This is a genomic window from Pseudomonas sp. PGPPP4 (assembly GCF_002256045.1).
Lineage (GTDB): Bacteria > Pseudomonadota > Gammaproteobacteria > Pseudomonadales > Pseudomonadaceae > Chryseomonas > Chryseomonas oryzihabitans.
Map to the genome: position 1 here is coordinate 1 of NZ_NKID01000009.1, position 25,369 is coordinate 25,369.

Consider the following 25,369-nt stretch of genomic DNA (forward strand, 5'->3'; position numbering starts at 1 on the left):
TGGAGAAAGGGAGCCGGCAGGCACACTCTACGACACAGCATCGAGTGCTCAGGTTGGGTAGGTGCTTAACCGGCTCCGGGTAATGAGGTAGCTAATCTCATTACCCAGGAGAGATACAAGGTTGGGTCGAGCACAGCGAAGCCCAACAGGTCTCGCTTAGGTGCTGCTCCTGTTGGGCTTCGCCGATAGGGCCGTCTCAACCCAACCTACGATCATCGCTGCCAAAGTCTCAGGCTTCAACGCCCTCCACCGACCGGTTGGCCTTGGGCGGTGCGGCTTCTTCCTTTTCCTGCTTCGGTCGGTGCTGATCCAGCCAGGCGCGGCCCTGCTGCTGGGCCTCGTCGACTTTCCTGTTCAACTCGTCGAGGGTTCCGCCCAGGGTTTCCCGGGCCTGTTCGCGGGCGGCTTCTTCCACCTTGGTGGCGAAGCTGTCCGCCGCCTTCTCGGCGCTGTCGCAGCCGCCGAGGCCGAGCAGCAGGAGGATGCCGGCGAGTCCGAGGATGGCTTTGGTGCTCATGATCGTCCGCTCCTTCACGTAGGCCGCTTCAGCGAATCGCGCGGCTCATGACCGGCAGCGGGGTGCTTGGCTTCGCCGCGGGTCTTGTACAGCGAGACCAGCACGCCACCGGCCAGCAGGCCCAGGGTCACGCTCAGGGAGATCGCCGGCGGAATCTTGCCGATGATGCCCACCAGGAAGATTTTGCAGCCGATGAACACCAGCACCAGCGCCAGGGCGTACTTGAGGTAGGCGAAGCGATGGATCATCGCCGCCAGGGCGAAGTACAGCGCGCGCAGGCCGAGGATGGCGAAGACGTTGGAGGTGTAGACGATGAAGGGGTCCTGGGTGATGGCGAAGATCGCCGGCACGCTGTCCACCGCGAACACCAGGTCGGCGCACTCGATCACGATCAGCGCCAGGAACATCGGGGTCGCCCAGAGCACCGCCTTGCCACTGGCATCGGGCTGGCGCACGAAGAAATGATCGCCATGCAGCTCATCGGTCACCCGCATTTTCTTGCGCAGGAATTTGATGAAGACGTTGTCGTCGAGGTTGGGCTCTTCATCCACCTTGGCGAACAGCATCTTGACCCCGGTGATCACCAGGAAGGCGCCGAAGATATAGAGGATCCAGTCGAACTGGTGGATGAGGGCCGCGCCCAGGCCGATCATGAGGGCGCGCAGCACGATCACCCCAAGGATGCCCCAGAACAGCACCCGGTGCTGGTACTCGCGGGGGATGGCGAAGAAGCCGAAGATCACCGCCATGAGGAAGACGTTGTCCATGGACAGCGACTTCTCGATGAGGAAACCGGTGACGTAGTCGAGGCTGGCGTCGGCGCCCTTGAGCTGCCAGACGAAGAGGGCGAACAGCAGACCCGCGGTGATGTAGCCGGCGGACAGTAGCAGGCTCTCCTTGACCTCGATGGGCTTGTTCTCCTTGTGGAGGACACCCAGGTCGAAGGCCAGCAGGGCGATGACGACGGCGAAGAAGGTGAGCCACATCCAGGTGGCGGTGCCGAGGAAGTCGGCAAAGAAGAATGCATGCAGGGCGTTCATGAGCCCCTCCTTAGTCAAGTTTCAAGACTATGACTCGACATGGCGGCACACGCCGTCAGAGGGGCCCGGGTCACCAGGACAGGATTTCGAACTCGCGCACATTCGGCAAGGATTGCAGTTTTACAAAATGCAACCGCTCTAGCTCAGGCTTCTCGGGAGGAGTGGTGGCCGGTGATCAGCCAGCGGCCGTCGATCTGCTCGAAGGTGAAGAGGAAGCGTGCGGGCACGCTGATGGCCTGTTCGCCTTCCCGATAGTGGAAGACATAGAGCCCGCCGACCACCACGGTGCTGAGCTGGCTGCTGACCCTCTTCTTGAAGATCTGCACATCGCACACCAGCCCGTCATTGGCGAGGAAGTTGCGAAAGTACTCGCGGCGGCTTTCCTCGTTGTCGCGCACCTCGTTGGACAGCGTGGGCACCAAGATGGCGTCTGCGGCATAGAGCGCCAGGATGGCTTCCACGTCGCGGGTGGCGACGGTCGCGGCCCAGGTATACAGCGCGGCCTTGGCTCCGGCCAGGCAGGCGATTTCTTCGTTGGAACGGGCAGGGGCGGCAACGGACATGACGTTATATCCTCGGGCGGGCAGGCGATTGTTATAATATAACATCTTAACCCAGGCGGGTACGCTGTGGTGGCGCTTTGCTCGAGGGTGACGCCCGCAGGAGGCGTCCGGGTCGGGGCAGGGGAGGTGTCGCCGTCGGCTGCCGGCGACAGGGGCGAGGCGGATCAGCGGTTGTCGATCGTCGAGCGCAGCGGGATCTCTTCGCGCGAATCGGTCTGACTCACCGGCTGGCCGACCATCTCTTCATAGACCGCCGGCTGGGCGATGAACAGGCGCACGTCCTTGACGTCATCGAGGATGCGCCGGGCTTCTTCCACCGAGGCCACGTGCAGGGTGGCGCCCTTGTCATCGGCGACCGGAACCGAGGTGCCTTCCACCAGCGCATGGATGACGTAGGAGCCGCCTTCCATGGACACCAGGTTGACTTCCTTGACCGCGCCGGCCTTGACCTGCTGATTCAGCTCTTTGACATTCATCGACACACCTCGGTTATCACGCTAACGAGCCCTGCGCGGCGGCAGGAGTAGGTAAGGATTCGAGGCGGGAGCGGGGCCGGGAGTTCCGGGACGAGATGCGTCCGGGAGGCGTCTCTTCGCTTTTGTCAGTACCCCGTCATCTCCAGGTAGCCCATCCCCCTGGCGCTGCCCTCCACCCTGACCGGACCTTCCCAGTAGGGCGTGCCCAGGGCCATCCAGGCATCGGGGTTGACCGCTGCGATACGCAGATCGAGTTGCTGCCCCGGCAGGGTGATGGACCAGCGTATCGGCACCTCGCGGCCGGCGACCCTGTGGGTGGACTCCGGCGCCAGGCGGATATCGCCGGGGTGCAGCGGCTGGTTGTGGCCGTCCGCGGCGATCAGGTTGCCGAACAGATAGTGCTGGCCATCGGCCTGGCGCAGGCGATAGAGCATCAGCTGGCGACCGTCGTCCAGGTGCAGGGAGAACCAGTCCCAGCCCAGCTGGTCCGCGGCCAGGTGCTGGCTGCTCCATTCGCGATCCAGCCAGGCGAGGCCCTTGACCGGCACGCGCCGGCCTTCGATCTCCAGTTCGCCCTGGGCCTGGAAGAAGGGCTGGCTGTAGTAATAGGACGCCTGGCCGCTGGCGGACTTGCGGCTGACCCCGCCTTCGCCCTGGAGCACCAGCGGGCCGGTGGCGGCGAGGTCCAGCCGATAGGCGAAGCCCGGACCCTGCGCCTGGACCTGCGCCCGACCGGCCAGGTCACCCGCGAGGCGCCAGTCGTCGATCCAGGCGGCGAAGGGCGCGGCCGTGACCCCGGCCTGGCCGATGCCGCCGCGGCCCTGGGTCTGGGCGGAGAACTGGCGGGTCTCGGTGGTGAGGCCGGCGTGGCCCAGCCAGAGGTTGCCATTGCTCCAGCCGGGCTGGTCGGCGCCAGGCCGCAGGGCATTGCGGAACAGCGTCCACTGCACGCCGTAGTGATGGCCCTCGGCATCCCTGAGGTTGGCGGTGACGTACCACCATTCGATGCGAAAATCCGGATGAGCACCGTGGTCGGCGGGAAAGCTGAAGACCTTACCCGGTAGCACCGGGGCGAAGTGCTCGCTGCCCTGGCCGAGGCCGGCGAAGCCCTCGGACGCCGGTTGCTTGTCGCAACCGGTAAGCAGCAGGAGTGCGACCAGCAGGGCCCTAGCGTTCATTGCCGAGTTCTCGCAGCAGATCCAGCGGTTGACTGCGCTGCAGCCGCAGCAGCGGCCAGGCGGCCGCCAACAGGGTCGCCAGCAGGGCAATGGCGGAAAGCGCCAGCAGCTGACCCGGAAAGACCTGCAGCGGCAGTCGCCAGCCGAAGGCCTGGACGTTCACCACCGCCACCAGGCACCAGGCCAGCAGGATGCCCAACGGCATGGCCAGGGCCAGGGTGAGCAGGGCGAGTCCCAGCAGCTGCCCCAGGCTGAGCAGGATCAGCCGCGGTCGCTCGATACCCAGGGCCCAGAGTGGAGCGAGCTGACCAAGACGCCGTTGCGCCTGGCCGAGCAGGGCGATGAACAGGGCGAGACCGGCCACCGCCAGGGTCAGGGCGTTGAGCGCCGCGGTGGCGCTGAAGGTCCGTTCGAAGACCTGATCGGCGTAGCGCCGCAATTGCCCCTGGTCGATGGAATGACTGGCGTCCAGCCCGAAGCGCTGCTGCAGCTCGCCGCGCAAGGCCTCTACCTGCGCCGGCGCCATGCGGATGACGATGCGCACCAGGGCGGCATCCGGCCACAGCGCCCGCAGGCGCGCCTGGGCCAGCAGCAGGTGGCCACGCGGATTGCCATAGTCGGCATAGGTGGCGAGCACCGGCGCGGACCAGCGCCCCTGACTGCCCTGCAGCTCCACCCGCTGCCCTTTGGCCACCCCCAGGCGGCGCGCCAGTTGTTCGCTGAGCATCACGCCCTCTCCGGCGAAGAAGGGCGTCCAGGCGTCGCCACCGGCATCGAGCAGCGGCCAGTGCTGGCGATAGATATCCGCGTCCAGCACCCCGCTCAGGGTAGTCGGCTGGCCCTGGATCCCGGTTTCCAGTTCGTACACCGGCAGCACCGCGCGCACCTGGGGTTGGCCGGGTAGCCAATCGAGCAAGGTCGCCGCCTGGGCGGCGTCCTGCGGGCGTAGATAGAGTTCGGCGGCCAGGCGCTGGTCGAGCCAGCCATCGAAGGTGCGGCGGAAGCCTTCGGTCATGCTGCCGGCGCCGACATTGGCCGCCAGCGCCAGCAGCAGCGCCATCAGTGCCTGGGACAGCCCGGGCAGCTGCTGGCGGGCGTCGGCCAGGAACCAGCGCGAAAGTGGCCGCCTTGCTTGCTTCAGCAAAAGATCCAGCAGAGCGCTCAGCAGCGGCGGCAATGCCAGGGCGGCGGCCAGCAGCAGGCAACCGAGCAGGGCCAGGCCGCTGGCCAGGCTGTTGCCGCCCAGCCACAGCCCCAGCGCCGCCAGGCCGACCAGCAGGGCGCCCAAGGCCTGGCGCCGGAGCCAGCGGCCATGGGCGGCGCGCCAGGCCTCGCCCTGGGCCAGCGCCAGCAGCGGCAGCCGCGCCGAGCGCCAGAGGCCGTCGGCACCCGCCAGCAGGGCGCCGCCCAGGCTGAGGCCGAGTCCGGCCAGCCACCAGGCCGGGCTCAGGGTCAGGCTGCCGGCGATCTCGGCGCCATAGAGGCCGCGCAGGCTGGCCGCCACGTCGGGCAGCAGCAGCGCCGCCAGCAGATAGCCGCTGGCAACTCCCAGGGCGCCCGCCACCAGGGCGATCAGAGCCAATTCCAGGGTCAGCGCCAGCACCAGGGTCGCGGCCGACAGACCACCGGCGCGCAGGGTGCGCAGCAGGGCGCGGCGCTGCTCCAGCGCCAGGCCCGTCGCGGCATGGACGATGAACAGGCCGACGGCGAAGGCCAGCAGGCCGAGCGCCAGGAGGTTGAGGTGGAAGCTGTCGGTCAGGCGGTCCAGCTCGGCGCCCTGGTCGTTCTCCACCCGTTGCAGGTCGACCCCGTCCAGGGTGGGCAAGGCGCGCTGAAAGGTCTTTGGCAGGATCAGCCGGGAGAGCTGGTCCGGTGCGTCCAGCAGGCGCTGGGCCTGGCCGATGTCCAGCACCAGGGTCCCGGGCGCCAGACCCGGTCGCGGCTGGAGCGGTGGCAGCGCCAGGCCATCGGCGCGGTGCAGTATCTCACCGGCCTGGAGCCGCCATTCACGCAGCGTTTCCGGCGCGATCCAGGTGGTGCCGGTCGGACCGAGAAAGTCGAACAGGGCCTCGGGTGAGGCGCTGGCCGCCACCCCCCGGTCACTGGGCAGGGTGACCGGCTCGATGCCCAGCAGCGGCAGGGCGCCCTCGCGCTCGGCCAGGGTCAGGCGGCCCTGCAGGACGGGCGACACCGGCCAACCCTGGCGGCGCAGTTCGACGAACAGCGCCTGGGGAAAGCGTTTGCCGTCACGGGCTTCCAGACTCGACTGGTCGGCACCGAAGAGCGCGCTGGCCTGGGCATAGCTCTGGCGGGCCTGGGCATTGAGCGCCAGCACCCCGATCAGCAGCGCCGTCGCCAGCCACAGGCCGGCGACCAGGCCGGCCAGTTGCAGCGGATGGCGCCGCCAGTGGCTGGCCAGGCTGTGGAGGCTCCAGTAGAGCAGTCTCATGGCTGGCCCACGGCGGCGCCGCCGAGACGCCCGCGCTCCAGGTGCAGGGTACGATCGAGATGACGGGCGATGCGCGCGCTGTGGGTCACCATCAGCAGACTGCTGCCGGTCTCGGCCACCAGCTCCAGCAGCAGGGCTAGGGCCTGGTCGCCACTGGCTTCGTCGAGATTGCCGGTGGGTTCGTCGGCGAGCAGCAGGGGCGGCCGGGAGGCGAGGGCGCGTCCCAGGGCCACGCGCTGCTGCTGGCCGCCGGAAAGCTGTTCCGGATAGCGCTCCAGCAGAGCGGTCAGCCCCAGACGTTCGGCCAGCTCGGCTTGCCAGCGCGGATCATGGCGGCCGGCCAGGCGCGCCTGGAAGGCGAGATTGTCGGCCACCGTGAGGCTGGCGAGCAGATTGAATTGCTGGAAGATCAGCCCGATGCCCTCGCGGCGCCAGGCGGCCAAAGCTCGTTCGCTGAGACTGTCGAGTGCCTGGCCGACGGCCTGGATGTGGCCCCGGTCAGGCCGGTCGAGACCGGCGACCAGGTGCAGCAGAGTGCTCTTGCCACTGCCGGATTCGCCCATGAGCGCCAGACTCGCGCCCCGCGCCAGGCTGAGGTCCACGCCGCGCAGGACCGGCAGCGGGCCCTGGGGCGTCGGATAACTCTTGTGCAGATCGGTGATGGTCAGCATCGCGCCTCCAGCGCCGGTCGTGGTCTGCAATCGACCGGGCGGGGGCGGCGACGTTCAGCGCGGCTAGCGGCGCCTGGCCTTGCCCTTGCCGGCCTTCTCGTCTTCCTCGCGCTGCAGACGCTCGCACTTGCGCACCATGGTGAGGTAGTACACGGCGCTGCCGGCGAACAGGATGATGGGCAGTGCCAGGGACATCTGCAGCAGGCTGCCGGGGAAGGCGCTGGGCACCCAGTGGTGATAGAGCAGGATGCCGATCGCCAGCAGCACCGAGTACAGCAGGCCGTAGCCACCGGCCTTGCGCGATTCGCGGGCGAGGTCGAGAGGTGGGCGATTCAGATCGTTGGGCTCGAACATGGAGGTCTCTGGCAGGCTCTGAAGAAGGCGCTAGTTTAGCGCCTGGACTCGCGTCGGTCGCCATTGCCCGGGCACCCCGGACAAGACGTCGCAGGGATAGCCCGCCGCTCGTTCACGCGATGTTCAGGCAGACATAAGCTTGAAATCTTATCCTTTGCAGCCATTTAGAGGCCTGGCGATGGCAAGCGAGCAGGTCTCCTTGTAAGCTCGATCAGTTATTTGAACGCGCACAATGCGCACGGATAAGGAATCAACATGAAACAGTATCGGTTGGCAGCAGCGGTGGCCCTGGTGGGTCTGGTTCTGAGCGGCTGCGACTCCAAGCCCAAGGTCGAGCTGGAAAGCCCGGCCCAGAAGGCGTCCTACGGCATCGGCCTGAACATGGGCAAGAGCCTGGCCCAGGAAGGCATCGACGACCTGGATCCCAAGGCCGTCGCCCTGGGTATCGAGGACGCCGTCGGCAAGAAGGACCAGAAGCTGACCGATCAGCAGCTGACCGAAGCCTTCGCCGCCCTGCAGAAGCGCGCCGAAGAGAAGATGACCAAGGTCAGCGAAGACAACGCCAAGGCCGGCAAGAAGTTTCTCGAAGAGAACGGCAAGAAGCCTGGCGTGATCACCACCGCTTCCGGCCTGCAGTATGAAGTGGTCAAGAAGGCCGATGGCCCGCAGCCCAAGCCCACCGACGTGGTCACCGTGCACTACGAGGGCAAGCTGGTCGATGGCACCGTGTTCGACAGCTCCATCAAGCGTGGCACCCCGATCGACCTGCCGGTCAACGGCGTGATTCCGGGTTGGGTCGAGGCGCTGCAACTGATGCACGTCGGCGAGAAGATCAAGCTGTACATCCCCTCCGAGCTGGCCTACGGCGCCCAGAGCCCGAGCCCGGCGATCCCGGCCAACTCGGTGCTGGTGTTCGACCTGGAACTGCTCGGCATCAAGGACGCCGCTGCCGCGGACGCCGAAGACGCTCCGGCCGCTCCGGCTGCCGAGGCACCGGCCGCTGCCGACAAGGCCCCGGCCAAGAAGTAAGCCGCGCGCCTTGCGCCAAACGCCCTGCCTTGCAGGGCGTTTTACATTGGGTCGCGGGAAACCCTGAAGCAGCGGTGCGATCCAAGCAAGGGCGCAAAGACCCGTGGCAAACGGGTCCCTGCCCAACGCTCTCTCCTGCTCGAGGTGTCCATGAAGCCGCCGAAGAATTTTGATCGCTACCTTGGTATCGCCCAGCGACTGCTGATCCGCGGGCGCCTGCCAGCGCTGTTGCTTGGCGTCGCGCGCAAGACCAGCAAGCGCGGACTCAAGCTGGGCGAGGCCCGCGACACCCTGAGTCTGTTCCATCAATTGCTGCTGGCCTGGTGGCGCGGCGAATACCGTGGGGTCAGCCGCAAGACGCTGCTGACCGTCGCCGGTGGCCTGGTCTACTTCCTGTTGCCCATCGATCTGATTCCCGACTGGGTGCCCATGTTCGGTCTGCTCGACGACCTCGCCGTGCTGGCCTGGGTCGGCAAGGCCTGCAGCGACGAGCTGGACGGCTTTCGGGCCTGGCGCGCCAACCGCACCGCGAGTCAGCAGGCGGCGCTGGCGGCCCTGCCCGACAAGCACGAGCGGCCGGCGCCTGGCGTCGCCCTCGATCAGCTGCGGGATTGAGCGATTTGAGTGTACGCATCAGTCGCCAGCACTGGCTGGCCTTGCTGGATGAACTGGAGAGCGCGCGGCGCAGCCGCAGTCTCCTCACCTACCGCTCGGTGATCGAACGGCTGGGGCTGCCCCAGCCGGCGATGGTGACCCTGACCACGGCGCTGGAATACCTGGCCGCCCTCGATCGGCGCGAGGGTCGGCCATTGCGCAGTGCCCTGGTGGTCAGCCAGAGCGGTACGCGTATCCCCCGTGAAGGCTTCTTCGACTGTGCCCTGCGCCTGGGCGCGCTGGAAGGTTCGCCACCCGTCACCGACGCCATCAGCTGGCATGCGGCCGAAGTGACCCGGGTGTTCGATCACCGCTATCCCGACCATCGCCAGGAATAGGCGTCAGGCCCGCATCAGGTGCAGGCTGTAGCCCGGCACTCTCTTGGCATTGCGTTTGGCCTCCGAGGCTAGCGCCGCCACCCCGCTGGCATCCACCCGCTGGCCGGCCTCCCGGTCCAGTTCCACCACCCCCAGGGACAGCGACAGCAGCGGATACTCGCGCCGGCGGCCGTCTCTGTCGTAGGCCAGGAAACAGCCGGCCTCCAGGTGCTCGCTGCGATAGAAATGTCGGCAGCGCTCCTGAAAGGCCGCCATCAGGCCATTGAGACGGCGCCGCCAGTCCGCCGAACCCAGCACCACCAGGAAGTCGTCGCCGCCGATGTGGCCGACGAAGTCCTGCTGCGGATCCAGGCGCTCGGACAGGGTCTGCGCCAGGCAGAGCAAGACCTCATCGCCCTTGGCGTAGCCATAGAGGTCGTTGAAGGGCTTGAAGCCGTCGATGTCGACGTAGCACACCACGGCTTCGCGCTGCTGATCCAGCAGCCGGGTCAGGCACTGCTGGATGGGCACGTTGCCGGGCAGCTGGGTGAGGGGGTTGGCATGCTTGGCCTGCTGGATGCGCTGTTCGGTGATCAGGCGCAGCACGTCCATCACCCGTCCGACGCCGACATAGCGACCGCCTTCGGTAATGATGAAATCCTCCTCGATGCGCTGGCGCGCCCGGGCGGTGAGCAGGCGGCTGACCTGCTGCAGCGACTGGCCGGATTCGGTCGCCAGGAAGTCCTGACTCATCAGCCGGGCGATCGGCTTGCGCGCGAATACCTCATGGGCGAAGGGCTTGAGCAGCGCCGAACTCAGCTCGTGATGGTGGACGATGCCCACTGGGCGATCGTCTTCATCCACCACCGCCAGGGTGTTGAGGCTCGGCTGCAGGCGGAAGCGCTCCAGCACCTCGGGAATGAGCATGTCCTGGCCGACCGCGACCTGCTCGACTCTGAGACTGGCGACGGTGGTCGACTCTTCGGCAAGCTCGGAACTGCGGACCTCCATGATCGGCAGCAGGGTCTGGATCTCGCGCGGTGGGGCGGCGGTCGGTCGACCCAGCAGATAGCCCTGGACCAGATCCACGCCCATGCTCGCCAGGGTCGAGAGCTCTTCGTGGGTCTCGATGCCTTCGGCGATCACCTGGGCGCGGGAGGCTTCGGCCATCTTCAGGATGGAGCCGACGAATTCGCGCTTCACCGCATCGCGGTGGATGGACTCGATGAAGTGGCGATCGATCTTGACGAAGTCCGGGCGCAATTCCGACCAGCGCCGGAGACTGGAATAGCCGGCGCCCAGGTCGTCGAGGGCGATGGAAAAGCCCATGGCGCGGTAGTGGTGCAGGGCGGTGGCCAGCAGCGCGAAGTCATCGATGGGCGCCTGCTCGGTGAGCTCGATCACCACCTGTGCCGGCGAGAGCCCCAGGCGCTGCAGCAGCTTGAGGGTCTGGCCCGACTGGTGCGCCGGCTCCAGCAGGGTCTCCGGACAGACGTTGAGAAACAGCAGGCCCTCCAGGGCCAGTTCGCGAAAGGTCTGACAGGACTGCTGGCGCGCGGCGATTTCCAGTTCGGACAGGCGACCGGCCTGGCGGGCGGTGGCATAGAGGGGCAGGGGGGAGTGCAGCGGGGTGTTGGAGGCGCCGCGAATGAGGGCCTCGTAGCCGAGGATGCGTCGCTCGCTCAAGGACACTATGGGTTGAAAGAGCGAATGCAACTCGCGATTGGCGAGAATGCGATCCAACACTCCAGCCTGGTCGTTAAGCGTCATGGTTAGCCTGCAAGAACCCGGAAACGAAAATGCCCGGGGGTCGCAGATGGCGACCCCCGGGCATTTCACGACAGAGATGTGACGCTTTGATGTCAGCGCTTGGGCGGCGTCTGGCTCAGGTCAAGGTAATCCAGCAGCACATGGCCGGACTCCATGAGATAGGCGTCGTCCTGCGGCTTGGTCTTGTCGTCGTCGATCGCCGGGTTGTCCTCGTCGATCTTCTTCAGCTCCTTGAGGGGGGCCTCGCCCTTGCCCTTGCGACGCTGGTTTTCCATAGCCAGCTGGCGCTCGTCCAGCGCGGTCTGCTCGGCCCGGCGCTTCTTCTCGTCGAGGCTGACGGTGGTGTCCGCCGCCAGTTCCTGGGCCAGCTTCAGGCGCTCGCGGGCAAAGATGAAGTCGGGATCCTTCTGCACCCGCACGTCATGGCGCTTGACCAGTTCCGGCAGGTAGTTGGCGAAGGGATTGCTCAGGCCGGTCACTGCCGGGGCGATGGTGTCCCAGGGCATGGAGTCGGGCAGGGCGCTCTCGCCGATCTGCTTGGTGTCCACCACTGCCGGATAGTCGATGTCCGGCAGCACGCCCTGGTGCTGGGTGCTCTGGCCGGAGACGCGGTAGAACTTGGCGATGGTCAGCTTCAGCTCGCCATGGTTGAGCGGCTGGATGGTCTGGACGGTGCCCTTGCCGAAGGTCTGGCCGCCGACGATCAGTGCCCGGTGATAGTCCTGCATGGCGCCGGCGAAGATCTCCGAGGCCGAAGCGGACAGGCGATTGACCAGCACGGTCAGCGGGCCCTTGTAGAAGGCGCCGCCTTCGTCGTCGGCCAGCACCTCGACCTTGCCGTCGCCATTGCGCACCAGCACGGTGGGACCCTGGTCGATGAACAACCCGGTCAGTTCGGTGGCTTCCTGCAGCGAGCCGCCGCCGTTGTTGCGCAGGTCCAGGACGATGCCGTCGACCTTTTCCTTCTGCAGCTCGCCGATGAGCTTCTTCACGTCACGCGTGGTGCTCTTGTAGTTCGGATCGCCGGCGCGATAGGCCTTGAAGTCCAGGTAGAAGGCCGGCACGTCGATCACGCCGAGCTTGTAGTGCTTGCCCTCGTGGGGCACGTCGATCACGTGCTTTTGCGCCGCCTGCTCTTCGAGCTTGACCGCTTCGCGGGTGATGGTGACGATCTTGGTCTTCTGGTCGTTCGGCGCATTACTTGCCGGGATGACCTCCAGGCGTACCTTGGAGCCCTTGGGTCCGCGGATCAGCTTGACCACCTCGTCCAGCCGCCAGCCGATCACGTCGACCATCTCGCCATCGCCCTGGGCGACGCCGACGATCTTGTCCGCCGGGGCGATCTGCTTGGACTTGTCCGCCGGGCCGGCCGGCACCAGGCGCAGGATCTGCACGTAGTCGTTGTCGTTCTGCAACACCGCGCCGATGCCTTCCAGCGACAGGCTCATGTTGATGTCGAAGTTCTCCGCGCTTTCCGGCGAGAGATACTGGGTGTGCGGGTCATAGGACTCGGCGAAGGCGTTGATGTAGGTCTGGAAGACGTCTTCGCTGCGGGTCTGGTTGAGCCGCGCCAGTTGATTCTTGTATCTCTTGGTCAGCTGCTGCTGGATCTGCTGGTCGGTCTTGCCGGACAGGCGCAGGCGCAGAACCTCGTCCTTGAGCTTGCGGTGCCAGAGATCGTCCAGCGCAGCGGTATCCGCCGGCCAGGCCGCCTTCTCGCGATTGGTGTTGAAGGACTCGTCGACGGTGAAGTCGAGCTTGCCGATGCCGGCGTTGAGCAGGCCCAGGCCGTAGTTCAGCCGCTCGGTCATGCGCTGGGCATAGCGACGGTAGATGGCGAAGCCCGGTTCGAGGTTGCCCTGCTTGAGGTAGTCGTCGAAGCGGGTGCGCGAGGCATCGAATTCGCGGATGTCGGCGGCATTGAAATACAGCCGGCCGGGATCAAGCATCTTCAGATAGCTGTCGTAAATCTTGATCGACTGGGCATCGTTGAGCGGCGGCTTGCTGTAGTGGTGCCGCTTGAGCAACTCGACGATGTTGAGGCTGGCGATGACCTGGTCGCGGTCGGGTTGCAGTTTCTCGGCGCCTACCGGCGCGTTGGGCTTGGCGAAGAGGGGCGTTGCGCTGACGCCAAGCAGGACAACGAGGGCGGTACGGGACAAGAGCTGCTTCATGTGTATTCGACTAATGCACGGAAAGGAATAGGCTATAGGCCCTTCCCGGCCCGGGCGGTTCCGCGGCCAGGGGAAGTATGACGGGCGCTGACGAAAGTCGTCTGACGGCGGTCTGAAGGGTAGCGGCAATCGGAGGGGAAGGCTGTGACAGCCCCGCGTCTTCCGGTCCGCTCGACTCCCGCAGAACCCGCCGGCGCAGGCGCTTTTCGTCAAAGCCTGAGCCACTATGGAGGCACCGTGAACGCATTGCAAGGTATCGAAGGGCAACTGGAATGGCAGTCACTGAGCGCTCGCGCGCTGGCGCCCGGGGAAATTCGCATCAAGGTGGCGGCCGCCGGTCTCAACCGCGCGGACCTGCTGCAACTGGCGGGCAACTATCCACCGCCGCCCGGGGCGCCGGCGACCCTGGGCCTCGAATGCGCCGGGGTGGTCAGCGAGACCACCGCCGATTCGCGCTGGCAGGTCGGTGATCGCGTCTGCGCGCTGCTGGCTGGCGCTGGCATGGCCAGCGAGGTGGTGGTGGACGGGCGTCAGGCGGCTTCCGTGCCGGAAGGCCTGTCGCTGATCGAGGCCGCGGCGCTGCCCGAGGTCTGGGCGACCGCCTGGAGCAATCTGTTCGATCTGGCCGCGCTGCAGCCGGGCGAAAAGGTGCTGCTGCATGCCGGTGCCAGTGGCGTCGGCTCGGCCGCCATCCAGCTGTGCAAGGCCTTTGGCAATCCCTGCTGGGTCAGTGTCGGCTCCCAGGATCGCCTGGCGCACTGCGAGCGCCTCGGCGCCGAGGGCGGGGTGCTGCGCAAGACCGATCTCGAAGGACTGCGCGATTTCGCGCCCTTCCACGTCATCCTCGATCCGGTCGGCGCGAACTATGCGTCGCTCAACCTGGACCTGCTGGGCCAGGACGGGCGCTGGGTGCTGATTGGCCTCATGGGCGGACGTCAGGCCGAGATGGATCTGGGCAAGGTGCTCGGCAAGCGCATCCGCATCATCGGCTCGACCCTGCGTAACCGATCCGTGGAATTCAAGGCCAAGACCATGAGATCCCTGGAGGCCAAGGTCTGGCCGCTGTTCGCCGAAGGCAAGCTGAACGTCAACCTGGAACGCCGCTTCGCCGCCCAGAACGCCGAAGCCGCCTTTGCCGCCCTGGAAAGCAACGAGGTGAACGGCAAGTTGGTGCTGGTGCTGGACGAGGGGCTGGAGTAGCACCCACGGCTAGGGTTATCGCGGCCATGGGCCGCTCCTACGGGGGGTGATGCTTCTGTAAGAGCGGCCCATGGCCGCGATAACGTGAGTAGACGTTTGCTCCTGCACGTCAGGCACCCTGTAGGAGCGATGGCTACGGCGCATCGGTATGGCCGCGATGCGTGTCTGACTGACTGACTCTACCGCCAGCTGAGAATCGGCCAACCGGCCTGTGCCGCGCGCTCACGCAATACCGGATCGGGGTTTACCACGTGCGGCTTGCCTACCGCTTCGAGCAGCGGCAGGTCGTTGCGCGAGTCCGAGTAGAAGCTCGCGCTGTCCAGCAGGCTGCGGTCGCCGCCGAGCAGTTCCAGCAGACGGGTCAGCTTGCCTTCGCGAAAGGTCATGACGCCCTCCACTTGGCCACTGTAGACCCCGTGGCTGACCTGCAGGTCGATGGCCAGTACCTCCTCGACGCCCAACCGTTCGGCGATGGGTTCCACTAGGTGAACCCCGGAAGCCGAGACGATGATCACCCGGTCTCCGGCCGCTCGATGGGCGGCAATGCACTTCATGGCATCGCTGAAGATCAAGGGTTCGATGACGTCCTCGACCCAGGGCCCGACCTCGAAGTCCACTTCCTCGGGCGTGCGGCCCACCAGGGGTTCGAGGTGGAAGGCCATGTAGTCTTCCATGGCCAGTTCGCCCTGGGCGTAGGCCGCCATCAGCTCGCTGTCGCGCCGCACGAAGGACTCGCGGTCGACCCAGCCGAGCACACCCATCTGCTGGCTCCAGAGGCTGGAGCAGTCGCCATCGATAAGGGTTTCGTCGAGATCGAAAATCGCCAGGGTCATGCCACTTCTCTCAGGCTGTCGGAATCGACGGCCAGGGTGACGGCTGTGCCGTTCGGCTGCAAGGCCGTCGGGCCGTGATTGAGAACGTCGACATTGAGTTCGCAGGCTTCGGTGGCGATCCGGTAGCGGATCACGTTGCCCAGCAGGCTGTGGCTGACGATGCGCCCGGCAATGCCGCCCGCGACGCCGAGGCGAATGGCTTCGGGACGAATCGCCACCTGGTGCTGGAAGGTCTGGCCGAACAGGCGGCTGGCCTGGTCGGCGCTGAGCAGGTTGTAGTTGCCGATGAAGCCGGCGGCGAAGGCGTCCACCGGGGCGGTGTAGAGGGTCTCGGCATCGCCGCTCTGGACGATGCGACCCTCGCGCATCAGCACGATGCGATCGGACAGGGTCAGGGCCTCTTCCTGATCGTGGGTGACGAACACCGTGGTCAGCCCCAGCTCCTGCTGGATGGCGCGGATCTGCTCGCGCAGGTGGCGACGGATACGCGCGTCCAGCGCCGAAAGGGGCTCGTCCAGTAGCAGCAGGCGCGGCCGCACGATCAGCGAGCGCGCCAGCGCCACGCGCTGGCACTGGCCACCGGAGAGCTGGTGCGGATAGCGCTCGGCGAAGCCTTCCAGCTCCACCAGCGTCAAGGCCTCGCTCACTCGCTGGCGGACTTCGTCCTGTGCCAGCCGCTGCATGCGCAGGCCGAAGGCGACGTTCTGCGCCACGGTCATATTGGGAAACAGGGCGTAGCTCTGGAACACCATGGCGATGCCGCGGCGCTGGGGCGGCAGTTGGGTGATGTCCTGACCGGCCAGCACGATGCTGCCACGGTCGACCTCGGTGAGGCCGGCCAGGCAGCGCAGCAGGGTGGACTTGCCGCAGCCCGAGGGACCGAGCAGGGTGACCAGCTCGCCTTGTTCGGCATGGAATTCGATGTCGGTGAACAGGGTGTTGGCGCCGTAGCGCTTGTGCAGTCCCTTGACCGCGAGATAGCTCATGTCCGCTCCCGATTCAGGCGATTGGCGATCCAGGTCATCAGCAGGACCGCGAGGAAGTAGGAGATCACCAGGGCGCTGGTCAGGTGGCCGCTGCCGTTGCGCAGGTTGTACAGATAGATCTGCAGCGTCTCGTAGCGCGTCCCCACCAGCAGGTTGGCAAAGACGAACTCGCCGATGAGGAAGGAGAACGACAGGAACAGCGCCACCATCAGCCCGGTACGTAGGTTGGGCAGTACCACCAGTAGGGCGGCGCGCCAGGAGCTAGCGCCGAGCAGGTGGGCGGCGTCCATCAGGTCACGCAGGTTGAGTGCCTGCAGGTTGTTGCTGATGGCGCGGTACATGAAGGGCAGGGCGATGGTGAAGTAGCAGAACACCAGGATCCAGGGCGTGCCGGTAAGCGGCAGCGGCCCACTCGCATAGAGCTGCAACAGGCCCACCGCCGAGACCACCGGCGGCACGGCGAAGGGCAGCAGGATCAGCACGTTCATCAGGGCGTCCAGCCGCGGGAAGTGGTAGGCGATGACGAACATGGTCGGCAGGATCAGTACGCAGGAGAGCACCAGGGCGCCGAAGCAGATCGCCAGGGAGCGGCCGAAGGCGGCGAGGAAGCGGGGATCGCTCCAGAGCTGCAGGTACCACTTGAGGGTGAAGCCTGCTGGCAGCAGAGTCGCCGACCACTGGGTGGCCAGGGAATAGACGAGCGTCGCGGCCAGGGGCGCGACCAGGATCAGGAACAGCAGCCAGACCACCGTCCGATGATAGAGGCGCTCAGTTCTGGACATGACGACTCCGCCGCAGCAGCCATTGATGGACGAGGGTGATCAGGGTCATGAAGGCCACCAGCAGCATGGCCAGCGCCGCGGCCAGGTTGGGCTCCAGGTAGATGTCGCCGGAGACCAGGGCAGCGATGCGCACCGGCACCACGTTGAAGTTGCCGGTGGTGAGGGCATAGACCGTGGCGTAGGCGCCCAGGGCGTTGGCCAGCAGGATGATGAAGGTGCCGACCAGCGCCGGACTGAGCACCGGCAGGCCGATGTGCCGCCAGTACTGCCAGGTGCCGGCGCCGAGCAGGGCGGCAGCGTCGCGCCAGTCCTGCTTCAAGGCCTCGAAGGCGGGAAACAGCAGCAGCACGCCCAGGGGAATCTGGAAATAGGTGTAGATGAGGATCAGGCCGCCCTTGGTGTAGAGATTGAAGCCCTCGATCACGCCGAGTTGCTTGAGGGCCAGGGTCAGGCAGCCGTTGATGCCCAGCAGGATGATGAAGGCGAAGGCCAGGGGCACCCCGGCGAAGTTGCTGGTCATGTTGGTGAAGGCCACCACGAAGCCACGCAGCCGCGAGTCCACCCGGGTCAGCGAGTAGGCGCCGACCAGGGCGATCAGCAGGCCGCAGACGCTGGACCAGAGCGAGATCTCCAGGGAGAAGCGGATGGCCTGCAGGTAGAAGGGCGAGCCGAGAATCTCGGCGTAGTTGCCCAGGCCCCAGCCGCTTTCGCTGGAGTTGAAGCTGTTCAAGGCGATCCAGGCCAGGGGTGCCAGTTGGAAGGCGCCAAACACCATCAGGAAGGGTAGGGTCAGCAGCAGGGCGAGCCAGGGGCGCTTCATGCCAGCAGCTCCTGGCACAGCGGCTTGTCGTGGGCGAGGCCCAGCAGGGTGCAGACGGTACCGCAGATCTCCACCTGAGCCGGGGTGGCGTCGCCCAGGGAGAAGCCGGCACCGAAGACGAATAGCGGGACTTCGCGCTCTTCCGCCAGCGTTCCGCCGTGACTGCGGTCGTCGTTCATGCCGTGGTCGGCGGTCACCAGTACCTGGTAGCCGGCGTCCAGCCAGGTCGGCAGGTAGTGGGAGAGCAGGCCGTCGGTGCGGCGCGCGGCGTTGCGGTATTCCGGGCTGGAGAGGCCGTGCTTGTGACCGGCGTCGTCGATGTTCATCGGATGCACCAGCAGGATGTCCGGGTCATGGGCCAGGCGCAGGTGCTCGGCATCGTCGAACAGATGGGAATCCGGGTAGTGGTCGGCGTAGTAGAAATGACCGTGCTGGATGGGCAGGCCGGTGTCGCTGATGTGTCTATCCCGCGCCCGATCGAAGGGACTGCGGTTATAGAGTTCGCTGACCCAGTGATAGGCTGCCGCTGCCGTGGTGAGGCCGGCGGCCCGGGCCAGGTGGAAGAGGCTGGTCTGGTTGGACAGCCGGTCCACCCCGTTGTGGACGATGCCGCTGCGCACCGGGGGGACCCCGGTGAGCAGGCATTCGTAGAGCGGACGGGAGAGCGAGGGCAACTCGCATTCCAGCCGGTAGAGGCGACCCCGGCCGGCCAGGCAGAGCGCCTGGAGGAAGCCGAGGCCGTGTTCGGCGACCCTCAGGGCGAGTCCGTCCAGTACGACCAGGATGACCTTCATGACGTCACTGCTGCATGTTGATCAGAACGTGTTCCTGCCAGAGTCGCGGCAGGCGCTTGGAGGTCTCTTCCCAGGCCTTGGCGTCGGCGATGGGGCGGGCCTTGGCGTATTGCGCCTGGGGCAGCAGCTTGGCCTGGACATCCGCCGGCAGGGTCAGGTGCTCGGCGCGGATCGGTCGGGCATAGCCCTGGGCCAGGTTGATCTGGCCGGCGTCGGAGAAGATGTACTCGCGGGCCAGCTTGGCGGCGTTGGGGTGCTTGGCGTACTTGTTGATGATGGTGGTGTAGCCGGAGGTCACCGAGCCATCGGAGGGGATCAGCACCTCGAAGCGCGAGCGATCGATCTGGTCGCGGTAGTTGAGGGCATTGAAGTCCCAGACCACGCCGACTTCCACTTCACCCTTCTCGAGGTTGGCCACCACCGGGTTGGTGAAGGCCAGGCGGCCCTGCTTGGCCAGCTTGGCGAAGAAATCCAGCGCCGGCTTGATGTTCTTTTCGTCGCCGCCGTTGGCATAGGCCGCCGCCAGTACGCCGCTCACCGCCTGGGAGGCCGCGCTGACGTCGCCGATGGTGACCTTGTAGTTGCCCTTGAGCAGGTCGGCCCAGGAATGGGGAACGTCCTTGACGGTCTGCTTGTTGACGATGAAGGCGATGGTGCCGGTGTAGGCCAGCGCCCAGTGACCGTCGCTGTCCTTGGCCCAGCTCGGGACCTGGTCCCAGGTGCTGGGTTTGTAGGGCTGGGTAACGCCCTTCTGCACGGCGATGGGGCCGAAGGAAGCACCGACGTCACCGATGTCGGCGGAGGCGTTCTCGCCTTCTGCGGCGAACTTGGCGATCTCCTGGGCGGAGCTCATGTCGGTATCCTGGTGCTTGAGTCCGTACTTCTGCTCAAGGTCCTGCCAGGTGCCTTTCCAGTTCGCCCAGGTATCGGGCATGCCGACGCTGTTCACCTCGCCTTCCTTGCGGGCGGCGGCTTCGAGGGCTTTGAGATCGACGGTATCGGCGAAGGCGGTACCGGCCTGTACCGCAACGGCTGTGGCCAACAGGGAAGCAAGCAGACGGGTCATACGGGCGCTCCAGGGATTAGGGCTTGGTCTAGGTCAGCAAGACACAGGCCAATCTAGGACCGGGGTATGACGATTTGATGGCAATCCGCCCAGGTTCTCTGCTGGCACGGGCGCTGCAGTCGTCACCAAGCGGTCATCTGGCCGTCTTAGTCTCCAACCAAACCCTAGTCGAGGCGTTACGGGTGCACCAATCTGAAACTGGTCTAGTCCAAAGAAGTGCGCCAGGTGCCGGCGCCATCCGCCAGGCCCTGCAGGATCAGATCGCCCACGGTCTGCTGCCGGCCATGGAGCGCCTGCCGTCCGAGCGCCAGCTGAGCGAACTCTTCGCCACCACCCGCATCACCCTGCGCGAAGCCCTGCTGCAGCTGGAGGCCCTGGGGCTGATCTATCGCGAGGAACGCCGCGGCTGGTTCGTCGCCCCGCCGCGCCTGGCCTACAACCCCCTGGCGCGGACCCATTTCCATGCCATGGTGGAAGCCCAGGGTCGCCGACCGGCTACCGAGGTCCTGGCGGCGCGGCAGATGCTGGCCTCGGCGGAGATCTGCCGCCTGCTGGAGTTGCCGGCGCTGTCCAGCGTCTATCAGATCCGCCGGGTCCGCCGCGTGGATGGCCGACTGGTGCTCTATGTCGAGCACTACCTCAATGCCGCCTATTTCCCGGGCCTGCTGGAGCACGACCTGCAGCGCTCTCTCACCGAGCTGTATCGCGACCGCTACGATATCCGCTACGGCGAGGTGCGCTTCGAGATCCTGCCCACGGCGCTGCTGCCGGAAGCGGCCCAGGCGCTGCGGGTAGCGCAGGGCAGTCCGGCGCTGCACATCACCCGCATCAACCACGACCAGCAGGGACGCCTGATCGACTGCGACCTGGAATTCTGGCGGCACGACGCCATCCAGGTCAGGGTCGAGGTGCCGGACTAGACCGGCGTCACAGCGGCAGTTCGCTGCTCGAATAGAAGGCCGTCAGCACCTTGATCAGATGGCCCAGGTCGTGGCTGCCGGCCAATTCGCGGATGGAGTGCATGGCGAAGGTGGGCAGGCCGATGTCCACGGTGCGCACGCCCAGCTGTCCGGCGGTGATGGGCCCGATGGTGGAGCCGCAACCCATGTCGCTGCGCACCACGAAACTCTGCACCGGCACCCCTTCGCGCTGGCAGAGATCGCGGAAGAAGGCCGCGGTCTCGCTGCTGGTGGCATAGCGCTGGTTGGCATTCACCTTGATGACCGGTCCGGCGTTCAGTTTCGGGCCGTGGTTGCCATCGTGCTTGTCGGCATAGTTGGGGTGCACGCCATGGGCGTTGTCAGCCGAGATCAGCAGCGAGCGCTGCAGGGTGCGGGTAAAGGCATCTCCGGCGGGCAGCAGGCGCTGCAGCACCTGTTCGAGGAAGGGGCCGTCGGCGCCGCAGCAGGAGGTGGAGCCCACTTCCTCGTGATCGGTGCAGACCAGTACGGCGTTTTCGTCGCCCTCGTCGGCCAGCAGCGCTTCCAGACCGGCATAGCAGGACAGCAGATTGTCCAGGCGCGCGGCGGCGATGAAATCGTCTTCCAGGCCGACCAGGGCAGCGGGCTGGACGTCATAGAAGCTCAGTTCGAAATCCAGCACCTCGGCGTCGTCGAGGCCGTGCTCCTGTTGCAGGCGGGTGGCCAGCAGGGCGCGGAAGTCGCGCCGCTCGCCGGCCGGCACCTGGGCCAGGATCGGCGGCAATTCGTTCTGGGCGTTGATGGCCCAGCCCTGGTTGGCTTCGCGATTGAGGTGGATGGCCAGGTTGGGAATGATCGCCAGCGGCTTGCGGAAGTCGATCAGTCGACTCTGCACCCGGCCGCTGGCGCGAAAGGTCACCCGGCCCGCCAGGGACAGGTCGCGGTCGAACCAGGGCGCCATCAGCATGCCGCCGTAGACCTCGACGCCCAGTTGCCAGAAGCCCTGCCGTTGCAACTCCGGCTGCGGCTTGACCTTGAGGCAGGGGCTGTCGGTATGGGCGCCGACCAGGCGCAGACCGTGCTCCAGGGGTTGGGCGCCCAGGCGTACGGCGATCAGCGAGGAATCGTTGCGGGTGACGTAGTAGCGGCCACCCGGCTGCACGGACCAGCTCTCGCGCTCGTCCAGGCGCTGGTAGCCGGCGGCTTCGAGACGGCGGGCGAGGGTGGCGGTGGCATGGAAGGGGGTGGGGGAACTGGCGAGGAAATCGATGAGGCCTTGGATCTGATCGGTACGCATGGACGACTCCGGACGACAAGGTGTCCAGTCTAGGTTCTGGACCCGGGGGAGTCGAGCGTAGCGCCGGGTCCGGCGGCACCGCCATGCTCAGCGGCGCTGCAGCACCAGGTGGTGGATGTGCCAGTGCTTGGGCCGCCCGACCGCGGTATGGCCGTCCTCTTCCTCTTCCCGGTGCAGGAGGACGTCCCAGTCCTGGAGAAACCGCCGCAGGGCCGCGGCGTCGACTACCGTCACGCCCTTGCTGGCCCAGCTGTCCCGCTCGCCGAAGAGCTGGCCACAGAACAGACCACCCGGGCGGACCGCCGCCGTGATCCCGTTCCACAGCGCGGGGAAATGGGCCGGTTCACAGAAGGGCAGGGCGAAGCTGGAATTGAGGAGGTCACAGCGGGGGAGGGTGACCGTCTCGAAGCGGGCCTGGCGGGTTTCCAGGCGCCCCTGCAGCAGGGCCGGCGTGCGCTCGCGCAGCGCGCTCAGAGCCTCGGACTCGGCATCCAGGGCCAGCACCTGCCAGCCTTGCTCCAGCAGCACCAGGGTGTCGCGACCGGTGCCACAGCCCAGGTCCAGCGCCAGGCCTGGCGGACTCGACCAGGACGAGAGCGCCTGCAAGAGGGTGTCACGCGGACCGCCCGCGGCGGTCGCGGTGTAGTAGGACGTCCAGTGCGACAAGCGGCGTTCCTCCGGTCGAGTGCCTCAGTAGGCCAGCGAAGGATCAGAAAGGCGCGGGACTGGTAAAGCTCATCCGCTCGCCCGAGACGGGATGGGTCAGCGTCAGCAGGCTGGCGTGGAGGCAGAGGCGGGGCCGGAGCGCCAGCGCCTCGCCCTGGGCATAGAGCTGATCGCCCAGCAGCGGATGACCGATGCTGAGCATATGGACGCGCAACTGGTGGGAACGGCCGGTGATGGGGGTGAGTTCCACCCGGCTGTAATGACCGTGACGCTCCAGCACCTGCCAGAAGGTCAGGGCATGGCGCCCCAGTTCGTGATCTACCACATGGCGCGGCTTGGTCGGCGGGTCGTAGCGCAGCGGCAATTCGATGCGACCGCTGTTGGCCTCCGGCTCGCCCCAGCAGAGGGCGCTATAGGCCTTTTCCGTTTCCCGGTCATGGAATTGCCGGGACAGCTCGCGGTGGCTGTCGGCATCCTGCGCCAGCACGATGACCCCGGAGGTCTCCCAGTCCAGGCGGTGGACGATGCGGGCCTCCGGATAGCCGTTTTCCTGTAGGCGGGTCACCAGGCAGTCACGGTTGTCTTCGGCGCGACCGGGGACCGATAGGAGCAGGGTGGGCTTGTCGACCACCAGCAGGGCGTCGTCCTGGTGAATGATACGGATGTTGGAGAGGGGCATGGGCTTCCTGGGGGCCTGCTTGCGAAGCCGGCCCGCGCCTGACGGGCGCAGCGGATTCGACATGGCTTAAACGCCAACGGCGGCCCTGGGGCCGCCGCTGTCCTGCAAGACGCGCCTTAGCGGTCGGGCAGGGTGATGTTGAGTTCGAGGATCGAGCAGCTGCCCTGGTTTTCCAGTTCGACCTGGATCTGGTCCTGCTCGATGGGCACGTACTTGCGGATCACTTCCAGCAGGTCCTTCTGCAGTTGCGGCAGATAGTCCGGCTGCTCGTGGCGCCCGCGTTCGTGGGCCACGATGATCTGCAGCCGCTCCTTGGCTATCGAAGCGCTGTTCTGCTTCTTCCGATCGCGAAAGAAGTCGAAGATGCTCATTCGCCACCACCCCCGAACAGACGTTGCAGGAAGCCTTTCTTCTTCACGTCGAGGAAGCGATAGGCCACTTCCTTGCCGAGCAGTCGCTCCACGGTATCACTGTAGGCCTGACCGGCGTCGCTCTGTTCGTCGAGAATCACCGGAATACCCTGGTTCGACGCCTTGAGCACCGCCTGGGATTCGGGGATCACGCCCAGCAGGCGAATGGACAGGATCTCTTCCACGTCCTCGACGCCGAGCATTTCGCCCTTGGTCACGCGCTCGGGGTTGTAGCGGGTCAGCAGCAGGTGTTCCTTGATGGCTTCCTCGCCCTTTTCCGCGCGCCGCGACTTGCTGGCCAGCAGGCCGAGCATGCGGTCGGAGTCGCGGACCGAGGAGACTTCGGGGTTGGTCACCACGATGGCCTCGTCGGCGAAGTACATCGCCAGGTGGGCGCCCTTCTCGATGCCGGCGGGGGAATCGCAGACGATGAAATCGAAGGTCTGCTTGAGTTCGTTGATCACACGCTCGACGCCATCCTGGGTCAGGGCGTCCTTGTCACGGGTCTGGCTGGCGGCCAGCACGAACAGGTTCTCGAGACGCTTGTCCTTGATCAGGGCCTGGCTCAGGGTGGCTTCGTTGTTGATCACGTTGACGAAGTCGTACACCACGCGGCGCTCGCAGCCCATGATCAGGTCGAGGTTACGCAGGCCGACGTCGAAGTCGACGATGACGGTCTTGTGGCCGCGCAGGGCGAGACCGGTACCGATGGCGGCGCTGCTGGTGGTCTTGCCGACGCCGCCCTTGCCGGAGGTGACTACGAGTACTTTGGCCAAACTGATTCACCTTGATCGAAAGTAATAACTGAAGCGACTCGGTGCCCTCGGTGACGAGATTGCAGGCAGTGTCGCGCTTCGTGTTGCCGTTGGCGGCTTAGGCGCCAACTGCGAAAAATTCGCGGAAGTATCCGTTAAAGACGGGTGATGTTCAACACATCTCCCACCAGGCTGACCTGTACCGGATTGCCCCATTGTGGATGGCGTCGCAGGTCTTCGGCGACCTTGTACTGGCCGGCGATGGAAAGCAGTTCCGCGGTCAGCTGCTGGCAGAAAATCCGCGCTTTAGTATCACCTTTGACGCCGGCCAGTGCCCGGCCGCGCATGGGGCCGTAGACATGAATGTTGCCGTCGGCGAGCAGTTCGGCGCCCGGGCTGACCGGTGCCAGCACCACCAGATCACCGGCCGGAGCATAGAGCTGCACGCCCCCGCGCACCGGTGCGGTGATGATCTTGGTGGGATTGATCGGCGGGGCGGGCGGTACGACCGGTTTGGGCGGTTCCGCCGGCTTCACCGGTTCGCGATCGCGCGGCTCGACCTGGCGCTCGCGGCCACCGGAGCTGGGCGGCAGGATCGGCAGGTCGTAGTCGTTGGCGGCGGCCAGGTCCCCGCTGCGGCTGGCACGCAGGGCCAGGGTGCGCAGGCCGTGGCGGCGGCAGAGGTCGAGGAGGGCGCCCAGGTCGAGCGGGCCGGCATCCTCGGCGAGCTTGTCCAGGCCCAGCACCAGCGGCGTTTCCTGGAAGAAGTTGGGGGCCTGGGCGACCTTCTGGGCCAGTTGCCGGTCCAGGCGCCCGAGGTCGTTGCGGAGAAGCTCCAGCACGGTCACGGCGAGCATGTTGCCCTTGAGCTGGAAGACGGAGTCGCTTTCGGAAGGATCGGCTGCGGTCATGGTGGGTACTTGTGCTTGGATGGCGGGACTTATAGCGGGATGCCCCGCGTGTCGCAAC

At 66.2% G+C, this 25,369-nt stretch carries 27 protein-coding genes; 5 read left to right on the forward strand and 22 right to left on the reverse strand.

The window, feature by feature from the left end:
- Positions 1-229: 229 nt before the first annotated feature.
- From CFE50_RS16160 to CFE50_RS16195, 8 genes are all read right to left on the reverse strand, one after another.
- Positions 230-517, reverse strand: a complete 288-nt coding sequence (locus tag CFE50_RS16160; RefSeq protein WP_241809655.1) for a hypothetical protein — start codon at positions 515-517, stop codon at positions 230-232.
- 14 nt (positions 518-531) lie between these two features.
- Entirely contained in the window at positions 532-1,557 is a 1,026-nt protein-coding gene (locus CFE50_RS16165; protein WP_286734935.1) for a TerC family protein, read from the reverse strand.
- Between the two features lie 143 nt (positions 1,558-1,700).
- Complete coding sequence (locus CFE50_RS16170; RefSeq protein WP_286734937.1) at positions 1,701-2,120, reverse strand: DUF4440 domain-containing protein; 420 nt, start codon at positions 2,118-2,120, stop codon at positions 1,701-1,703.
- 164 nt (positions 2,121-2,284) lie between these two features.
- Positions 2,285-2,596 (reverse strand): DUF6482 family protein, encoded by a 312-nt coding sequence (locus tag CFE50_RS16175; RefSeq protein WP_007162147.1) that lies wholly within the window; start codon positions 2,594-2,596, stop codon positions 2,285-2,287.
- A 125-nt stretch (positions 2,597-2,721) separates the two neighbouring features.
- Entirely contained in the window at positions 2,722-3,774 is a 1,053-nt protein-coding gene (locus tag CFE50_RS16180) for a lipocalin-like domain-containing protein (protein WP_286734941.1), read from the reverse strand.
- Positions 3,764-6,223 carry an FtsX-like permease family protein gene (locus CFE50_RS16185; protein WP_286734944.1) on the reverse strand — a complete coding sequence of 820 codons (2,460 nt, stop codon included), beginning with the start codon at positions 6,221-6,223 and terminating at the stop codon, positions 3,764-3,766. The genes CFE50_RS16180 and CFE50_RS16185 overlap by 11 nt, the downstream gene beginning before the upstream one ends.
- The gene (locus CFE50_RS16190; RefSeq protein ID WP_286734947.1) at positions 6,220-6,894 is read right to left on the reverse strand and encodes an ABC transporter ATP-binding protein; all 675 of its coding nucleotides are present in this window, start codon (positions 6,892-6,894) and stop codon (positions 6,220-6,222) included. Before CFE50_RS16190 ends, CFE50_RS16185 begins: the two co-directional genes overlap by 4 nt.
- A gap of 63 nt (positions 6,895-6,957) precedes the next feature.
- Positions 6,958-7,248, reverse strand: coding sequence for a hypothetical protein (locus CFE50_RS16195; protein WP_027597660.1), 291 nt, complete (start codon positions 7,246-7,248; stop codon positions 6,958-6,960).
- Positions 7,249-7,503: 255 nt separating this feature from the next.
- Between CFE50_RS16195 and bamJ the strand changes: the two genes are divergently transcribed.
- From bamJ to CFE50_RS16210, 3 genes are all read left to right on the forward strand, one after another.
- Complete coding sequence (bamJ, locus tag CFE50_RS16200; RefSeq protein WP_145154873.1) at positions 7,504-8,277, forward strand: BamJ family beta-barrel-assembly machinery protein; 774 nt, start codon at positions 7,504-7,506, stop codon at positions 8,275-8,277.
- Positions 8,278-8,427: 150 nt separating this feature from the next.
- A complete protein-coding gene (locus CFE50_RS16205; RefSeq protein WP_241810306.1) occupies positions 8,428-8,892 on the forward strand; it encodes a YkvA family protein in 465 nt (154 codons plus the stop codon).
- Positions 8,893-8,897: 5 nt separating this feature from the next.
- Positions 8,898-9,269 carry a hypothetical protein gene (locus CFE50_RS16210; RefSeq protein ID WP_007162161.1) on the forward strand — a complete coding sequence of 124 codons (372 nt, stop codon included), beginning with the start codon at positions 8,898-8,900 and terminating at the stop codon, positions 9,267-9,269.
- A gap of 3 nt (positions 9,270-9,272) precedes the next feature.
- Here the strand turns inward: CFE50_RS16210 and CFE50_RS16215 are convergent, their stop codons facing one another.
- The gene (locus tag CFE50_RS16215) at positions 9,273-11,018 is read right to left on the reverse strand and encodes a bifunctional diguanylate cyclase/phosphodiesterase (protein WP_286734956.1); all 1,746 of its coding nucleotides are present in this window, start codon (positions 11,016-11,018) and stop codon (positions 9,273-9,275) included.
- Between the two features lie 92 nt (positions 11,019-11,110).
- Complete coding sequence (locus tag CFE50_RS16220) at positions 11,111-13,192, reverse strand: carboxy terminal-processing peptidase (protein WP_007162163.1); 2,082 nt, start codon at positions 13,190-13,192, stop codon at positions 11,111-11,113.
- 237 nt (positions 13,193-13,429) lie between these two features.
- Here CFE50_RS16220 and CFE50_RS16225 point away from each other — a divergent pair, with 237 nt between their 5' ends.
- Positions 13,430-14,392, forward strand: a complete 963-nt coding sequence (locus CFE50_RS16225) for an NAD(P)H-quinone oxidoreductase (protein WP_286734960.1) — start codon at positions 13,430-13,432, stop codon at positions 14,390-14,392.
- A 179-nt stretch (positions 14,393-14,571) separates the two neighbouring features.
- Here the strand turns inward: CFE50_RS16225 and CFE50_RS16230 are convergent, their stop codons facing one another.
- Genes CFE50_RS16230 through CFE50_RS16255 form a run of 6 tightly spaced genes read right to left on the reverse strand, consistent with a single transcriptional unit; the run spans position 14,572 to position 19,673 of the window.
- The gene (locus CFE50_RS16230; RefSeq protein ID WP_286734963.1) at positions 14,572-15,225 is read right to left on the reverse strand and encodes an HAD family hydrolase; all 654 of its coding nucleotides are present in this window, start codon (positions 15,223-15,225) and stop codon (positions 14,572-14,574) included.
- Positions 15,222-16,211 (reverse strand): ABC transporter ATP-binding protein, encoded by a 990-nt coding sequence (locus tag CFE50_RS16235; RefSeq protein ID WP_286734965.1) that lies wholly within the window; start codon positions 16,209-16,211, stop codon positions 15,222-15,224. Before CFE50_RS16235 ends, CFE50_RS16230 begins: the two co-directional genes overlap by 4 nt.
- Positions 16,208-16,993, reverse strand: coding sequence for an ABC transporter permease (locus tag CFE50_RS16240; RefSeq protein ID WP_286734967.1), 786 nt, complete (start codon positions 16,991-16,993; stop codon positions 16,208-16,210). Before CFE50_RS16240 ends, CFE50_RS16235 begins: the two co-directional genes overlap by 4 nt.
- Positions 16,980-17,813, reverse strand: a complete 834-nt coding sequence (locus CFE50_RS16245; protein ID WP_286734969.1) for an ABC transporter permease — start codon at positions 17,811-17,813, stop codon at positions 16,980-16,982. Before CFE50_RS16245 ends, CFE50_RS16240 begins: the two co-directional genes overlap by 14 nt.
- Positions 17,810-18,607, reverse strand: coding sequence for an alkaline phosphatase family protein (locus CFE50_RS16250; protein ID WP_286734970.1), 798 nt, complete (start codon positions 18,605-18,607; stop codon positions 17,810-17,812). The genes CFE50_RS16245 and CFE50_RS16250 overlap by 4 nt, the downstream gene beginning before the upstream one ends.
- A 4-nt stretch (positions 18,608-18,611) precedes the next feature.
- Positions 18,612-19,673, reverse strand: a complete 1,062-nt coding sequence (locus tag CFE50_RS16255) for an ABC transporter substrate-binding protein (protein WP_027601259.1) — start codon at positions 19,671-19,673, stop codon at positions 18,612-18,614.
- 182 nt (positions 19,674-19,855) lie between these two features.
- Between CFE50_RS16255 and CFE50_RS16260 the strand changes: the two genes are divergently transcribed.
- Positions 19,856-20,593, forward strand: a complete 738-nt coding sequence (locus CFE50_RS16260) for a UTRA domain-containing protein (protein ID WP_077173269.1) — start codon at positions 19,856-19,858, stop codon at positions 20,591-20,593.
- A 7-nt stretch (positions 20,594-20,600) separates the two neighbouring features.
- On the opposite strand, the gene CFE50_RS16265 is transcribed toward CFE50_RS16260, so the two are convergent.
- From CFE50_RS16265 to minC, 6 genes are all read right to left on the reverse strand, one after another.
- The gene (locus tag CFE50_RS16265) at positions 20,601-21,890 is read right to left on the reverse strand and encodes a M18 family aminopeptidase (RefSeq protein WP_286734974.1); all 1,290 of its coding nucleotides are present in this window, start codon (positions 21,888-21,890) and stop codon (positions 20,601-20,603) included.
- An 87-nt stretch (positions 21,891-21,977) separates the two neighbouring features.
- Positions 21,978-22,556, reverse strand: coding sequence for a class I SAM-dependent methyltransferase (locus tag CFE50_RS16270; RefSeq protein WP_286734975.1), 579 nt, complete (start codon positions 22,554-22,556; stop codon positions 21,978-21,980).
- A 43-nt stretch (positions 22,557-22,599) separates the two neighbouring features.
- Complete coding sequence (locus CFE50_RS16275; RefSeq protein ID WP_286734977.1) at positions 22,600-23,235, reverse strand: RluA family pseudouridine synthase; 636 nt, start codon at positions 23,233-23,235, stop codon at positions 22,600-22,602.
- Positions 23,236-23,351: 116 nt separating this feature from the next.
- Positions 23,352-23,606, reverse strand: a complete 255-nt coding sequence (gene minE / locus CFE50_RS16280; protein WP_007162175.1) for a cell division topological specificity factor MinE — start codon at positions 23,604-23,606, stop codon at positions 23,352-23,354.
- The gene (gene minD / locus CFE50_RS16285) at positions 23,603-24,421 is read right to left on the reverse strand and encodes a septum site-determining protein MinD (RefSeq protein ID WP_007162176.1); all 819 of its coding nucleotides are present in this window, start codon (positions 24,419-24,421) and stop codon (positions 23,603-23,605) included. Before minD ends, minE begins: the two co-directional genes overlap by 4 nt.
- A gap of 134 nt (positions 24,422-24,555) precedes the next feature.
- On the reverse strand, positions 24,556-25,311 hold the full coding sequence (gene minC / locus CFE50_RS16290; RefSeq protein ID WP_027597674.1) for a septum site-determining protein MinC: 756 nt from the start codon (positions 25,309-25,311) through the stop codon (positions 24,556-24,558).
- Positions 25,312-25,369 lie beyond the last annotated feature (58 nt).